Here is a 13,544-nt window from a genome sequence, read left to right as displayed (position 1 = left end):
CCCGCAAGGCCAGCGCAATGCATGGGTGCCACTAGATCCGAGCCTCAAACAGTACCGGTATGGTGCGGGGCTGGACCTCAGGACACATGCACCCTTGGATATCCAGGCACTGCTGAACGCGGCTAAGCAAGGGAGCTCGGTGAGCGATGCGGATGGCTCTGCGCAGAACATCAACCGGCAGGCCATGCGGGCCATGCTGGATGACTACCAGGCGCGTCTGGAAACATACGTGCATCAACAAGGGCCCAACGCATCTATTGGGGATATCGTTGGCAAGAAAATCAACCAGGCGACGATCAGCACAATCCTGGAAGCCAGCTTGCCTTATGTCGTGGTCCAGAGCGGGACTGCTGAAAGCGCGGTTCCATCCGGGCTCCAGCACAAGTTCATGTACAACTTGTACGCCAACGCGCAGGACCGCGCTCTCGAAGAGCCGCTACTTGCCTACACAGAGACAGTCAGCCAGTTGGTAGGAAAACGGTTTACTCTCAACTATGTACCGGCCAGTCAGGCAGATGCGGACACCATCGCCAGCTATTTGCCCAAAGCGCATGCAGACGGTAGTCCCGTGTTGCCCAAGGAGTTCCCGACCAGCCTTCCTGGCTATTTGATCCGACTGAAACCGCAGCTGATGCTGGATGGCCGTGTGGTGGCGAGCGGTTCTCAGGGTTTGCCAATGGGTACTGCTCTATTGGCAGAAGGTGGTTACACCTCCTTGTCATATCCAGGTAGCTGGGATATTACCCAGGATGGCTCGAACACGGTCGGCAACTCGACCGCTATTGGCATCAGTGCTCATGGCATCAATGTCGCGCAGATGAATCGTCTCAAGTCACGGATGGATCTGATCCGGCAGCAATTGCAAGCGCAGGATCTCTCGAATGTTGCAGAGTTGTCGTCCGGCTTGCTTGTGACGCCCATCTGGACGTGGTTCCTGGAAGTGGAGAGTGCCGCTCGTGACGCTTCAAGGCTGACCGGCATGGTGCACAACGGAGGCCTTAGCTATGGCCTCTTCCACAATGTTGCGCACCCCTTCTACAGTTGGGGTGTGATCAAAAGCGTGCGGTTCACGGGTGCAAATCTGGATATTGGTCATGTTCGCCACTTGGCATGGAGTCGTGCCAACATCCGCCAAGAATGGATCAACCATAACAATGGGTTGGGCCAATACATGAGTGCGCTCGAGCACATCGTTCCGGAGCGGACATTCAACCCCCGCTCCGAGTGCAAGGTTATCGGTGCCGTCAACTCGAGCCCTCTTCTGCCTACATGTGCCCAGGGTGTTAGTGCAGTCAAGGCGCTCGGTTTGGCAGCCCAGCAGGGCCAGAAGGTCTTTGCGATCACACCAGCGGTGTACGAATCCAACCCCAACATTGTGAGCACTCATTTGAGCGCTCACAGTGTGGAGACCCGTAACGCGATTCAATCGTACCTGGATGCCGGCATGGCCGTGACCATCCACCAGGCCCCGATCAGCCAGGATGGCTGGAAGGGCGCAGGCTATATTTATATCGATCCGAGTTCTGGTTCCGGGGGCTACATCATCGAGGGGGGATCTAACGGTGGCGCGATGGAATACCTGAAAGACAACAGCACGAATATAGGATTCGGACTGTTCGCGGCTGGTCTGTTCGCAGCGTTGCTTCCTGCTTGGGTCGGGTTGGTAATCGGCATTGCCGCATTCCTGGTGTCGATCACTGTGATGTACATGGTCTACATGGAGGCTATTCTCTCGGCACAGTGCGAGCGTGCCATACCCTGCATCCAGGTTGTGGCCATGGTTTCAACCATCATGGCCGTGGTCGGTTTGCTCGCCTTGGCTGGAAGTGGCATGGGAGCGCTGATGGCATCAGTGGCAGGGCTGATATTTGCCGATGACATGTTCAATGGCATCGTTGGGACGTGCAACACGGTGGCTTGCCAGAGCACACCACCGGAGTCTGAAGTCTGATGCCTGCTTCTCGATGGGCCAAAGTGCTATTTCCTTGGGTTGCACTAGCGGACGAAGTGCCTGCTGGATGGCTGTGGGCGTTCCGAGGTGCCTGGGCCATGGGGTTGCTGGTATGGGCCAGCAACACGGATCACCACCCGCGTGGGTTGCTGAGTCTGGTGTTGCTGTTCTTCATGGTGGGTAACAGCTTGAACCCCGAGCGAGCCATCCGATCTAGGGTCCTGGAAACCGCGGCGATCTTTTTCTTCTCACTCCTGTTCATCAATGGCATTGTGGCATTCGCCCCGGTGAAGGCGCTCATGGGCTTGATTGCAGGACAGGTGATGAGCTCCGCGGCATGGGCGTATGGCGCGGGCTTTCATGTCGCGGCCATGCTGTTTGCCGCGATGTGGTTACTGTTGCTGAGGCATTGGCGTGCAGTGAGCGCAAATCCTCGATAGGCGGCGATTTTTGCCGGACGCTTCACGGAGCCCAAAAAGTGATGCCGGCCAAGATGGTGCTGCTGGCTAGGTGTGTTGTTGCTCCCCCGGATCTGAAATTTTTGATTACTCCATGTGTGGGATTGGCTTATTGATTTTTGCGTTTTCGAGATCTGGGTGGATGGTTGCTTCTTCCGTTGAATTGCTTGAAGACCATGGACGATCCCGTTGCTGTCGAAACAGTCATCCGATCGGCGTTCATGGATATGCCGGCCATACGGGATCAGGACTTGTGTGCGGTTGACCCGAATAGCCTGAGCTCGGCGGTCGAAGGGTTGGAGCCTCTTCGTGGCAAACATCGTTATGAGTTGCTGGACCACCTCACGTGGATTGACTTCGGCGTGCTCTACAGGCTCACGCCCTACGCGGTGTGGTATTTCGCGCCGACCTTCATGGTGCTGGCCTTGCGTCATCTGCATCGGCATGAGTTCTATGAACTGATGCAGCCTTTCCGATTGCCTGAAGCCCTGCTCGAGGATGTGGGCGTGGATACCCATGCGTCTCTCGAAGACATGGACGAGGCGCTCTCAGGCATGGACATCCGGCGGCGAATCGAGGCTGCGGGCACGCAGGAAGGCGTCAAGCCACATCATGGTGATCTTGGGTTGGCATGGTTCGGCCGGCAAGCTCACTTCTATTCGCCCGCCGAGCGAGCGGCCGTGGCCGGGTTTCTGGGGTGGTTGAGTACTGAATGGCCTTTGGCGCCTTGTGTGGCTTTGGCCAGGAAGCACTTCTGGCAGGTCGCAGGCAACTGAGTCAGATCGAGAAGCCGGTAGGAAGAGTGAAGTTCAACAGGGTAGGAAGGCGATCGAAATCCATGAAAAAAAAGCCCTTTACATGCCACCGATGTCGCTCGCAGGTGATGCCTGAGTCGGCGGAGGCCGCGGCCTGCAGAGCCTGTGGCACGAGATATCGAGTTGACTTCAAGAGACTGTCTGTGATCGCGGTGTTGCCGTTGGCCTATGTCTTCGCTGTCGCTGCATTTAAAACGTGGCAGGTTCTTCTGGGCGGTTTGGTGGTGGGTGTGTCGCTTGCCCATGTTTTCGACAGGAAGGGCTGGAAGTGGGGGATTGAACGACATGAAGTTCGCTAGCGGCCTGCTGTGGGTGTTGATGGCCCTTGGCCTGTCAGTGATCTGGTGGAAGCGCCCCGACATTCCCCTCGGCGGCAACAGGAAGCCGCTGTCATATGCCGCGAGTCCCTGGCGATGGCGTCTGGTGATGCTGGTGGTGAGCACCCTGGTCACAGCCTTGTTGGCGCTGGAGGTGCTGAGGGCTGGCGCTTGACATCCGAGCAGGCCCCTCTTTGAGGGGGCGCCTGAAGCCACTGGGCCCTTTAGAATCTCGCCACAAAGTATGGGAGAAGGAGAGTGGCGCCTGCGAACCAGCGCTGCTCTCGTGAACAACTTGCATGGCGCGATGCCCTCAGGCCTTGTCCTGACTGGTGGTGCTCGCGCATGACTTGGCTTGTCGACGCTCCTTGTCCAGGAATCAAAAGGGGCGGATATGAGCTGTTGTCGTCGTGGTGTCAGAAACCAAGGTTTCACCCTGCTTGAGCTGCTGGTCGTGATGGTGATCATCGGCCTGCTGGCGGCCTACGTGGGCCCCAAGTACTTCTCGCAGATCGGCAAGTCCGAGCAGAGCGTGGCACGCGCCCAGGTCGAGGCTTTCTCGCGTGCGCTGGCCACCTTCCGCCTCGACGTGGGCCGCTTCCCGACAACCGAAGAAGGGTTGAACGCGCTGCTGGTCAAGCCCGCCGAGGCGCCCAAGTGGAACGGCCCCTACCTGTCCCGCGAGGTGCCGCTCGACCCCTGGAGCCGCCATTACATCTACCGCTCGCCCGGTGCCACGGGCACGGATTTCGACCTGATCAGTCATGGCAAGGACGGCCAGGCCGGCGGTGAAGGCGATGCCGCCGACATCGTGGGGCAGTGAGGCCCGGGCCCGGCAGTAGCAGGCTGTATGCGATTTTCCGTCCGTGCCATCGATGCCGTGAGCCAGGCCCTGGTCACGCTGGAGCTCGACGCCGTCGATGAGGCCGACGTGCGCCAGCAGGCCGCGGCGCGGCGCCTGATGGTGGTGTCCCTGCGCCAGCGTTCGACGGGGGCAGGGCGCGGGCGTCAGGTGTTCCAGGCCGTGCAGTTCGTCGAAGAGCTGCTGGCACTGCTCGAAGCGGGCCTGCACGTCACCGAGGCCGTGGAGGCCCAGCTGGAGCATGCCTCCACCGAGGCCGCGCGCCAAGTGATCAGCCGCCTGCTGTCTCGCCTGACGCAAGGGCTGCGCCTGTCGGCTGCGATGCGCGAGCAGCCCGATTCCTTCCCGCCGCTGCTGGTCGGCGTGGTGCAGGCGGCCGAAGGCACGAGCGATCTGCCGCGCTCGCTGGCCCGCTACATCGACTACGAGACGCGCCTGGATGCCGTGCGCCACAAGATCCTCAGCGCGGCCATCTACCCTGCCATCCTGCTGGTGGTTGGTGGGGGCGTGGCGCTGTTCCTGGTCACGTATGTGGTGCCCCGGTTCGCGTCGGTCTACCGGGGCTCGGGGCGCGAGCTGCCTTGGGCGTCCGACCTGTTGCTGCGCTGGGGCGAGTTCGCGGCCGGGCATCCCTGGCCCTTGCTGGCGGTGGGATCCGGCTTGCTGGCCGCGGTGGTGGCCTGGGGGCTGGGCCGCTGGCGCCGTGCGGGGGTGCTGGGCGTGCTCTCGCTGCTGCCCGGTGCCGCACCGCGCGTGGCCACTTTCGAGCTGGCCCGGCTTTACCTCACGCTGGGCATGCTGCTCGAAGGCGGCATTCCCATCCAGCAGGCTTTGAGCCTGGCGCGGGCGGTGCTGGCCGTGGCACGCCAGCCCCATCTGGACGCTGCCCGCGCGATGATCGAAAGCGGCCAGCCGCTGTCGGCCGCCCTGGCACACACCGGCCTGAGCACGCCCATGGCCTTGCGCCTGATCCGCGTCGGCGAGAAGTCCGGCCAGTTGGGCGACATGCTGACCCGTGCCGCGCTGTTCTATGAGAAGGAGAACGCCCGCTGGGTAGAGCGCTTCACCAAGACCTTCGAGCCCTTGCTGATGGCTGGCATCGGCCTGGTGGTGGGCCTGGTGGTGCTGTTGCTGTACATGCCGATCTTCGATCTGGCAGGGACGCTGCAATGACGGCGGACACCGATCTGAGCTGGCTGCACGAACTGCGCGCGCAGGCCGGGCATCCGATGGAGGTGCTCGCGGCGCACCGAGGGCTGGACGAGCGCGAGGCGGCATCGTGTCTGGCGCAGGCCTTCGCGATGCCCTTCTACGAATCGGATCGGCTGCTGGATTGCCAGCCCGATTTCAGCGCCTTGAGCCTGGCGCGCGCGCAGCAGCGCCGTGCCGTGTTGCTGCAGGATCCGGCCCAGCCCGGGCAACTGGTGGGCGTGATCGGCAACCCCTTCGATGCCGACCTGATGGCGCTGCTGGAAAGCACCGCCCGCTCCAGCGTGGTCTTCGGCCTGGCCACGCCGCAGGACATCCATGCCTTCCTGAACCAGCACGAGGCCGGCGCGCGCGCCATGGACGATCTCGGTGCGGCACCGGTGTCGCATGCGGAAGCGGCCGAAGGCGTCGAGGTGCTGTCGCTGGCCACCTTGTCGGATGCGGCCAGCCCAGCGGTGCGGCTCGTCAACTCCACCTTGTACGACGCCCTGCGCGCGGGCGCCAGCGATGTCCACATCGAGGCCACGCCTGCGGGGCTGGCCGTTCGCTTCCGGGTGGATGGCGTGCTGGACCTGGCTGCCGAGATGCCGGGCGAGGCCCTGGCCGAGCAGGTGATCAGCCGCCTGAAGGTGCTGTCCGACCTGGACATCTCCGAGCGCCGGGTACCGCAGGACGGCAGCTTCCGCGTTCGGGCCCAAGCCCGGGACATCGACCTGCGCGTGTCCATCATGCCCAGCGTGCATGGCGAGGACGCCGTCATCCGGATCCTGGACAAGCAGGCCATGGTCGAGGCGCATGGCCGCCTGACGCTCGATGCGCTGGGCTTCGATGGGGCCTCGCTGGCCCTGCTGCGTGAGCTGATGGAGGCTCCCTACGGCATGATGCTCGTGACCGGGCCCACGGGCTCGGGCAAGACCACCACGCTGTACGCGGCGCTCTCGGAATCCATCACTGGCCACGAGAAGGTCATCACCATCGAGGATCCGGTGGAGTACCAGTTGCCGGGGGTGCTGCAGATCCCGGTCAACGAGAAGAAGGGGCTGACCTTCGCCCGCGGCCTGCGCTCCATCCTGCGGCACGATCCCGACCGCATCATGGTCGGTGAAATCCGCGACCGTGAAACTGCCGAGATCGCCATCCAGTCGGCCTTGACGGGCCACATGGTGCTGTCCACCGTGCACGCCAACAACGTGTTCGATGTGTTCGGGCGCTTCACCCACATGGGGCTCGATCCCTACTCGCTGGTGTCCGCGCTCAATGGCATCTGGGCCCAGCGGCTGTTGCGCGTGAACTGCCCGCATTGCGCCAAGCCGGTCCAGCCATCCGAGGCGGAGAAGGCACGCTTCAGACTGCCCGCCCAGGCGTGGACGGGATTCGACTTCCGGCGCGGCAGCGGTTGCGGCGATTGCCGGGGGACGGGCTACAAGGGCCGCAAGGCGGTGGCCGAGATCCTGCGGCTCGACGAGGACATCCGCGAGCTGCTGATCCAGAAGCGGCCCATGCGGCAGGTGCGCGAGGCCGCGCGCGAGGCCGGCACCCGCACCCTGACCGACGCGGGGCTGGCGATGGTCCAGGCCGGCCTGACCACACTCGAGGAGGTGCGGCGTGTCACTCTTTCGGCGTGAAAGGCTGAGCCTCGGGCTGTCGGCGGATGAACTGGTGTGTCTCGATGCACAGGGGCGGGCGCAGTGCTGGCCCTTGCCTGGCGACCCGACCGTGCCGGGCGTGTGGGCAGACGCCCTGTCTCAGGCGCTGAGGGCCGTGGGCGCGCTGGAACGCCGCGCGGGGCGCGTGCAGGTGGTGGTGGCCAATGACCTGGCCCAGCACTGGCTGTGCACGCCGCCGGGGGGCACGGCGTCCCTTGGGGAACTGCAGGCCTTCGCCTCGGCGCGCCGCGCGCAGATCCATGGCGATGCACCGCAGGACTGGCGGGTCACGGCCGACTGGCAGGTGGGCGGTGCGTTCTTGTGCACCGCTGTGCCAGGCGTGGTGGTGGATGCCTTGAAAAGCGCCTTTGCAAAGGCCGGGCGCCTCGGGATCGTCACCGAACTGGCCCATGCCTGGGCACCTCGCGGCCCGGCGTGGCAGGGTCGCCCGACGGGCTGGCTGTGCCTGGACAGCGCTTCGGGTGCCGCGCTGGTGAGCCTGGCGGCCGGCCGGCCGCGCGCCCTGCGCACCTGGCGCCTGCCGGGGCAGGCCGACAAGGCGGCGAGGGCATCGATGATCGCTGCCGAGGCGCGGCGTGAAGCCTTGAGGGTGGGCGAGGCCGTGCCCTCGCAGGTCCGCTGGCTCGACTTGCGGCACGCGCGGCCCCAGGCCAGCCTGATCCGGGCCGAAGGCGATGCGAATCCCACTGCGGCCTTGCAGGGGCCTGCAACCGACGGTCCCTTGAGATCGGCCGCGCATTGGTGTGCGGAACTGGCCCGTGGTGCGCAGGCCTGGAGCGTGTCATGAGCCACCGCTGGAACCTGGCGCCCACGTGGGCGGATGCCTGCTGGGGACATGCCTCGGGCATGGCCGGACGTGGCGCGGCCATCGCGGCCGTGCTGGCCGCGCTGGGCTGCGCGACCTGGGTGTGGGATGGCGTCCAGGCACGCGAGGCGCAGGTGTCCGTGTGGCGTACCCGCGTGGAGCAGGGCGAGGCCCAGGCGGGCCTGAGCCAGCGCCCGGCCCAGAAAGGGCGTGTGCCTTCCCTGGGCGTGGCACAGGTGCAGGGCTACAACCGTGTCGTCAGGCAACTCAATACGCCGTGGTCGGGCATCCTGGACACGCTGGAAGCCGCGTCGGTGCCGGAGGTGGCCTTGCTCTCGATCGAGCCGCAGGCGCAAGAGGCCCGCTTGCGCCTGGTGGCCGAGGCGCGCACGCTCGACAGCCTGCTGCACTACATGGACCAGTTGGACAGGATGCCCGCCGTGGCGCGGGTCGCCCTCGTCAAGCACGACACCAACGAGCGTGATGAACAGCGGCCGGTCCGGCTGACCGCCGATGTGTACTGGGCGCAGGGGGCTCAGCCATGATGGCCATGCAGGAGGGCAGGGCCGCAGGATGGGCCGAGCGCCTATCGGGTGCGGGGCGCCGCGCCCGGCTCATGGCCGAGGTGCTGGTCTGGCGCCATGGTCTGCTGTGGCCACTGGCGGCGGGCGTGGCCTTGCTGGCGGCGGTGGCCGGGTGGTCGGCTTCGAATCGACTGGACGATGAAGCCGCGCAGCTGCAGGCCAGGGTCGTTCGGCTGGCCCAGGCACAGGATGCACGCCAGCGAGCCTCGGCGCCAGCGCGCACGTCGGTGGACGACGATCTGGCCGAGTTGCGCGGCTTCCTGTCCGGACCGCCGCGCCATGCCGTGGACAGCGCCGCCCGCGTGGCCGAGGTGATGGCCCGCCATGGCTTGCCTTGGCGCGCATCCGACTACCGTGACACCCTGGACAAGGGCACCGGCGTGCGGCGCCTGCAGTTTCAGGTCACCGTGGAGGCTGGCTATCCGCAGGTCCGTGCGTTGTCGCAGGACCTGCTGCGTGCCTTGCCGCGGCTGTCGCTGGACGAGCTGTCCATGCAGCGCGAAGGTGTGGGGCAGCCCGTGCCCAAGGTGCGGCTGAGCCTGTCTGTCTGGTCGATGGAGCAGGCGCCATGAAGCAGGGCAAGGGGCGGCGCGTGGCGCTGGGCATGATGTTGCTGGTGGCGCTGTGGCTGGCGCTGTGGGGCGACAAGACGCCTCCCGGCGCGGCGGCGGTGCGCGCGGCGGGCACCGCCATCGCCACGTCCATGTCGCCGGCGGCACGCAAGGACGCGCCGCAACCGCCGGCGGCCACCTTGCGCATCGAGCGTGTGCGCACCCGTGATGCCTTGATCGCCGACCATTCCGCGGGGCCCGCAGTGGATCTGTTCACGGCGCGGTCGTGGGCACCGCCTCCACCCCCCGTGGCGGTGACGCCGGCCTTCGAGGTCGAGGCCGCCCCGCCGCTGCCTTTCCAGGTGCTGGGCAAGAAGCGGGAAGGCGATCGCTGGGAAATCTACCTCGCACGCGACGGGCAGACCTTCATCGTTCACGAAGGCTCGTCCATCGACGAGACCTACAAGGTGGGGCGGATCGCCCCTCCGACCCTCAGCATCGTTTACGTGCCCCTGGGCCTGACGCAAACACTGGATATTGGAGATTTCGAGTGATCCCTTCACCGTCGCGGCCCTGGACGCGCCTGCGCGCAGGTGGGCTGGCCTGCATGTGCATGATGGCCATGTTGCTGGGGTGCTCGGCCATGCCGGAGTCCTACACGCAGGGGCGCGCCCTGCTGGCCAAGGGCCAGAGCGCGCAGGCCGTCGAGAAGCTGGACGAGGCGCTGCGCCTGCGTCCGAACTCGGGCGAGGTACGGATGGCCTACCGCCAGGCGCGCGCGCAGTACCAGCTGGACCTGCTCGCGCAGGCAGCACGGGCGCTCAAGCAGGGCGAGTGGGACGAGGCCGAGCGCCAGTACGGCCTGGCCCTCGCGCAGGACCCCTCCGACGGGCGCGCCCTGAGCGGCCTGCGCCAGGTCGACGCCGCGCGCCGGCTCGACAAGCTGCTCAAGGAGGCCGAGGCAGCCGTGGCCGCCCAGGATGTGCCGATGGCCCGTGGCCGGCTGCGCTCCGTGCTGATGGAGCAGCCCGATCATGCGGGGGCCCAGCGCCTGCTCAGGCAGCTCGATGCCGGGCAGAAGGCGGCGTTCGCATCGGCCGACGCCCTGCTGGCCGTGGCCTACCGCAAGCCCGTGTCTATCGAATTCAAGGACACGCCGCTCAAGACCATCTTCGAGGTGCTGTCGCGCACTTCAGGGCTGAACTTCCTGCTCGACAAGGACGTCAAGACCGACCAGAAGACCTCGATCTTCCTGAAGGAGTCCACCATCGAGGCGGCCGTGAACCTGACGCTGCTCACCAACCAGCTGGAGCAGCGCGTGCTGGACGCCAACACCGTGCTGATCTACCCCAGCACGCAGGCCAAGCAGAAGGACTACCAGCCGCTCACGGTCAAGACCTTCTACCTGGCCCATGCCGAGGCCAAGGCCGTGTCCAACACGATCAAGACCATCCTCAAGTCGCGCGACGTGATCGTGGACGACAAGCTCAACATGGTCATCATGAGGGACACGCCCGAGGCAGTACGCATGGCCGAGAAGCTGGTGGCCCTGCACGATGTGCCGGATGCCGAGGTGATGCTGGAGGTCGAGATCCTGGAGGTCAAGCGCAGCCGCCTGCTGGACCTCGGCGTGCGCTGGCCCGACCAGGCGACGCTCACCCCTTTGCCCTCGGCCTCTGGCGGCCCCTTGACGGTGGCCGATTTGCATGGCCTCAATGCCAGCCGCATCGGCGTGGGCGTGGGCGGGATCACGCTCAATGCCAAGAAGCAGGACACGGATGCCTCGATCCTGGCCAACCCGCGCATCCGCACGCGCAACCGCGAGAAGGCCAAGATCCTGATCGGCGAGAAGGTGCCCAACATCACCACCACGGCCACGTCAACCGGCTTCGTCTCCGACTCGGTCAACTACGTGGAGGTGGGCCTGAAGCTGGACGTCGAGCCCGTGATCTACCTGGACCAGGAAGTGGCCATCAAGATCGCGCTGGAGGTCAGCAGCATCGTCGGGCAGGTGCAGACCAAGTCGGGCAGCCTGGCCTATCAGATCGGTACCCGCGTGGCGCAGACGGTGCTGCGGCTGCGCGACGGCGAGAACCAGGTGCTGGCAGGCCTGATCAACGACGAGGACCGCCGCTCGGCCTACAAGGTACCCGGGCTGGGCGAGGTGCCGGTGCTGGGCCGCCTGTTCGGCTCGCAAGCCGACGACACCACCAAGACCGAGATCGTGCTGTCGATCACCCCGCGCATCATCCGCGGTATCCAGCGCCCGCCGGCCGACACCCTGGAGTTCGAATCGGGTACCGAGTCGAACCTGGGCAATCGCGTTCTGTCGGGGCTGGTCTCTGGCGGTGGCATTGGAGCTGCTGCGGCTGGCGCAGCGGGCAGCGTAGGCACGCCGGCCGCAGGCCCTGCGCCCGCCAAGGACGCGCCGGCCCAGAGCGAGGCCTCCGCGGCCGGAAGCCTGAGCTGGGACGGCCCGCCCCAGGCCAGGCCGGGCCAGACCCTGAGCGTGACGCTGCAGGTCGATACCGCTGAACCCTTGCGGACGGTGCCGCTGTCCTTCGGCTTCGACCCCACGTTGCTTCAGCTTCAACAGATCACCGAAGGTGGCTTCATGAAACAGGATGGTGGCCAGTCCACGCAGTCCTCACGCATCGACCCCAAGGGGCGGGCGTATGTCAGCCTGGCCCGTGAGGGCATGCCAGCAAAAGGGCGAGGCGAGCTGGTGACGCTGTCCTTCAAGGTGCTGGCCACCGCTCAGGTCGATGCCAGCGTCGATCTGATCAGCGCGACGCCGCAGGGTGACGCGGGCATGCCCGTGTCCCTGAATGTGCCGCCGCCGTTCAAGGTGAACCTCAAGCCATGAACGCTTGCGAGCGCCGCCAAGGCTTCACCCTGATCGAACTGCTCGTGACACTGGCAGTGCTGTCGGTGTTGTCGCTGATCGTGGTACCTGTAGTGCAGGTGCAGGTGCAGCACCGCAAGGAGCAGGAGCTTCGCCTGGCCCTGCGCGAGATCCGCACGGCCATCGACGACTACAAGCGGGCCGTCGATGAAGGCCGGATCACCAGGAAGATGGGTGGCACTGGCTACCCGGCCGCGCTGGAAGACCTGGTCGAAGGCGAGGAAGACCTGAAGGACCCCCAGCGCCGCCGCATCTTCTTTCTGCGGCGCGTGCCGCGTGATCCCTTCTCTACCGACCCGGATGAGGCCGACGACGCCACCTGGAGCCTGCGCGCCTACGCCTCCGAGGCCGATGATCCCCAGCCTGGCGAGGATGTCTACGATGTTCGCAGCCGCTCGTCGTTGACAGGGCTTAACGGTGTTCCCTACCTGCGATGGTGAGCATGAGCAACGTGCACAAGGTCCTGCCATGCTACTGATCCGCCGCGTCCGTCAAGGCTTCACACTGATCGAGCTGCTGGTGGTGTTGGCCATCGTGGCTGTGCTTCTGACGCTTGCCGTGCCGCGCTACCTGCAGCATGTAGACCGCTCCAAGGAGACGGTACTCCTGGAGAACCTGCAGACCACGCGGCGTGTGATCGATCGCTTCTACGGTGACAAGGGCCGTTACCCGGCGTCGCTGGACGAATTGGTCGAATCGCGCTACCTGCGCGGTCTGCCCTACGACCCAGTGCTGGAGTCCGACCAGGGATGGCAGGTAGTGCCCGTGCCTGAGGGGTATGAAGGCATGGTCTACGACCTGCACAGCACGGCGCCGGGCAACGGTGCCGACGGACGGCCTTATGCGGACTGGTGAACGTGACAGGGCTCAAGGCTTCGCCTACCTGTTCCTGCTGATGGCCGTGGGCGTGCTGGCAGGCACGACGGCGTGGGGTGTGCAGGCTGGTGCTGCCCTGGCACGGCAAGGTGCGGAGGCGCAGTTGCTGGCCGTAGGCGAGCAGTTCAGGGCTGCATTCGATAGCTACGAGAAGTCCACGCCTTTGGGCCAGCACACGGCACCACGCACGTTGGAAGAGCTACTGCGCGATCCGCGTTACCCACAGCCTATGCGGCATCTGCGCAAACTGTTCGATGATCCCCTAACCGGCCAGGCCAACTGGGGCTTGGTACGCGATCCGCAGGGCAATATCACCGGCATCTACAGCTTGGCCTCAGGCAAGCCAATCAAGCAGGTTGGTTTTGCAACGGAGCAAGCACATTTTCAGAATTCGGAGACCTATGCCGCATGGGTATTTCGGGGAATGTCGAACATGCGTGCGAATTCTGCGCCTCCTCCACAACCATTGCCTCTGGGCCAAATGCCTGCAGTTCACTAGACGATTGATCTGATCCCCTCAAACCGAGCCACTCGAAACGATAGT

At 65.1% G+C, this 13,544-nt stretch carries 14 protein-coding genes and 1 pseudogene; all 15 read left to right on the top strand.

Annotated features, from left to right (window positions below; all coding sequences use genetic code 11):
• Positions 1-1,951, top strand: a pseudogene (locus EIP75_RS20955) (transglutaminase); the annotation flags it as partial.
• A gap of 98 nt (positions 1,952-2,049) precedes the next feature.
• Complete coding sequence (locus EIP75_RS20950; RefSeq protein ID WP_125245144.1) at positions 2,050-2,391, top strand: hypothetical protein; 342 nt, start codon at positions 2,050-2,052, stop codon at positions 2,389-2,391.
• 194 nt (positions 2,392-2,585) lie between these two features.
• A complete protein-coding gene (locus EIP75_RS20945) occupies positions 2,586-3,185 on the top strand; it encodes a hypothetical protein (RefSeq protein ID WP_125245143.1) in 600 nt (199 codons plus the stop codon).
• A gap of 324 nt (positions 3,186-3,509) precedes the next feature.
• Complete coding sequence (locus tag EIP75_RS20940) at positions 3,510-3,716, top strand: hypothetical protein (protein WP_125245142.1); 207 nt, start codon at positions 3,510-3,512, stop codon at positions 3,714-3,716.
• A 219-nt stretch (positions 3,717-3,935) separates the two neighbouring features.
• Positions 3,936-4,364 (top strand): type II secretion system major pseudopilin GspG, encoded by a 429-nt coding sequence (gene gspG / locus EIP75_RS20935; RefSeq protein WP_125245141.1) that lies wholly within the window; start codon positions 3,936-3,938, stop codon positions 4,362-4,364.
• A 27-nt stretch (positions 4,365-4,391) separates the two neighbouring features.
• Complete coding sequence (locus EIP75_RS20930) at positions 4,392-5,576, top strand: type II secretion system F family protein (RefSeq protein ID WP_125245140.1); 1,185 nt, start codon at positions 4,392-4,394, stop codon at positions 5,574-5,576.
• Entirely contained in the window at positions 5,573-7,237 is a 1,665-nt protein-coding gene (locus EIP75_RS20925) for a GspE/PulE family protein (protein WP_125245139.1), read from the top strand. Before EIP75_RS20930 ends, EIP75_RS20925 begins: the two co-directional genes overlap by 4 nt.
• Positions 7,218-8,066: a hypothetical protein gene (locus EIP75_RS20920; protein ID WP_125245138.1), complete on the top strand. Its 849-nt coding sequence runs from the start codon at positions 7,218-7,220 to the stop codon at positions 8,064-8,066. Before EIP75_RS20925 ends, EIP75_RS20920 begins: the two co-directional genes overlap by 20 nt.
• Positions 8,063-8,629 carry a hypothetical protein gene (locus tag EIP75_RS20915; RefSeq protein WP_125245137.1) on the top strand — a complete coding sequence of 189 codons (567 nt, stop codon included), beginning with the start codon at positions 8,063-8,065 and terminating at the stop codon, positions 8,627-8,629. Before EIP75_RS20920 ends, EIP75_RS20915 begins: the two co-directional genes overlap by 4 nt.
• Positions 8,626-9,240 (top strand): GspMb/PilO family protein, encoded by a 615-nt coding sequence (locus EIP75_RS20910; protein WP_125245136.1) that lies wholly within the window; start codon positions 8,626-8,628, stop codon positions 9,238-9,240. Before EIP75_RS20915 ends, EIP75_RS20910 begins: the two co-directional genes overlap by 4 nt.
• Entirely contained in the window at positions 9,237-9,773 is a 537-nt protein-coding gene (locus EIP75_RS20905) for a hypothetical protein (protein ID WP_125245135.1), read from the top strand. The genes EIP75_RS20910 and EIP75_RS20905 overlap by 4 nt, the downstream gene beginning before the upstream one ends.
• Complete coding sequence (locus EIP75_RS20900) at positions 9,770-12,085, top strand: secretin GspD/PilQ domain-containing protein (protein WP_199758662.1); 2,316 nt, start codon at positions 9,770-9,772, stop codon at positions 12,083-12,085. Before EIP75_RS20905 ends, EIP75_RS20900 begins: the two co-directional genes overlap by 4 nt.
• On the top strand, positions 12,082-12,564 hold the full coding sequence (locus tag EIP75_RS20895) for a type II secretion system protein (RefSeq protein WP_125245134.1): 483 nt from the start codon (positions 12,082-12,084) through the stop codon (positions 12,562-12,564). The genes EIP75_RS20900 and EIP75_RS20895 overlap by 4 nt, the downstream gene beginning before the upstream one ends.
• A 28-nt stretch (positions 12,565-12,592) precedes the next feature.
• A complete protein-coding gene (locus tag EIP75_RS20890; RefSeq protein WP_125245133.1) occupies positions 12,593-12,979 on the top strand; it encodes a type IV pilin protein in 387 nt (128 codons plus the stop codon).
• Positions 12,966-13,499, top strand: a complete 534-nt coding sequence (locus EIP75_RS20885) for a type II secretion system protein (protein WP_125245132.1) — start codon at positions 12,966-12,968, stop codon at positions 13,497-13,499. The genes EIP75_RS20890 and EIP75_RS20885 overlap by 14 nt, the downstream gene beginning before the upstream one ends.
• The last annotated feature ends 45 nt before the right edge of the window (positions 13,500-13,544 follow it).

The organism is Aquabacterium soli, assembly GCF_003933735.1.
Taxonomy (GTDB): Bacteria; Pseudomonadota; Gammaproteobacteria; order Burkholderiales; family Burkholderiaceae_C; genus Aquabacterium; species Aquabacterium soli.
The sequence above is the reverse complement of the archived record's forward strand: the minus strand, read 5'-3'. Positions and strand labels throughout refer to the sequence as shown.

Excerpts from the sequence above, each read along its gene's own strand:
- EIP75_RS20910 (WP_125245136.1), top strand. The coding sequence starts at position 8,626 with ATGATGGCCATGCAGGAGGGCAGGGCCGCAGGATGGGCCGAGCGCCTA.
- EIP75_RS20950 (WP_125245144.1), top strand. The coding sequence starts at position 2,050 with ATGGGGTTGCTGGTATGGGCCAGCAACACGGATCACCACCCGCGTGGG.
- EIP75_RS20885 (WP_125245132.1), top strand. The coding sequence starts at position 12,966 with ATGCGGACTGGTGAACGTGACAGGGCTCAAGGCTTCGCCTACCTGTTC.
- EIP75_RS20945 (WP_125245143.1), top strand. The coding sequence starts at position 2,586 with ATGGACGATCCCGTTGCTGTCGAAACAGTCATCCGATCGGCGTTCATG.
- gspG (WP_125245141.1), top strand. The coding sequence starts at position 3,936 with ATGAGCTGTTGTCGTCGTGGTGTCAGAAACCAAGGTTTCACCCTGCTT.
- EIP75_RS20895 (WP_125245134.1), top strand. The coding sequence starts at position 12,082 with ATGAACGCTTGCGAGCGCCGCCAAGGCTTCACCCTGATCGAACTGCTC.
- EIP75_RS20940 (WP_125245142.1), top strand. The coding sequence starts at position 3,510 with ATGAAGTTCGCTAGCGGCCTGCTGTGGGTGTTGATGGCCCTTGGCCTG.
- EIP75_RS20890 (WP_125245133.1), top strand. The coding sequence starts at position 12,593 with ATGCTACTGATCCGCCGCGTCCGTCAAGGCTTCACACTGATCGAGCTG.
- EIP75_RS20930 (WP_125245140.1), top strand. The coding sequence starts at position 4,392 with ATGCGATTTTCCGTCCGTGCCATCGATGCCGTGAGCCAGGCCCTGGTC.
- EIP75_RS20905 (WP_125245135.1), top strand. The coding sequence starts at position 9,237 with ATGAAGCAGGGCAAGGGGCGGCGCGTGGCGCTGGGCATGATGTTGCTG.
- EIP75_RS20915 (WP_125245137.1), top strand. The coding sequence starts at position 8,063 with ATGAGCCACCGCTGGAACCTGGCGCCCACGTGGGCGGATGCCTGCTGG.
- EIP75_RS20925 (WP_125245139.1), top strand. The coding sequence starts at position 5,573 with ATGACGGCGGACACCGATCTGAGCTGGCTGCACGAACTGCGCGCGCAG.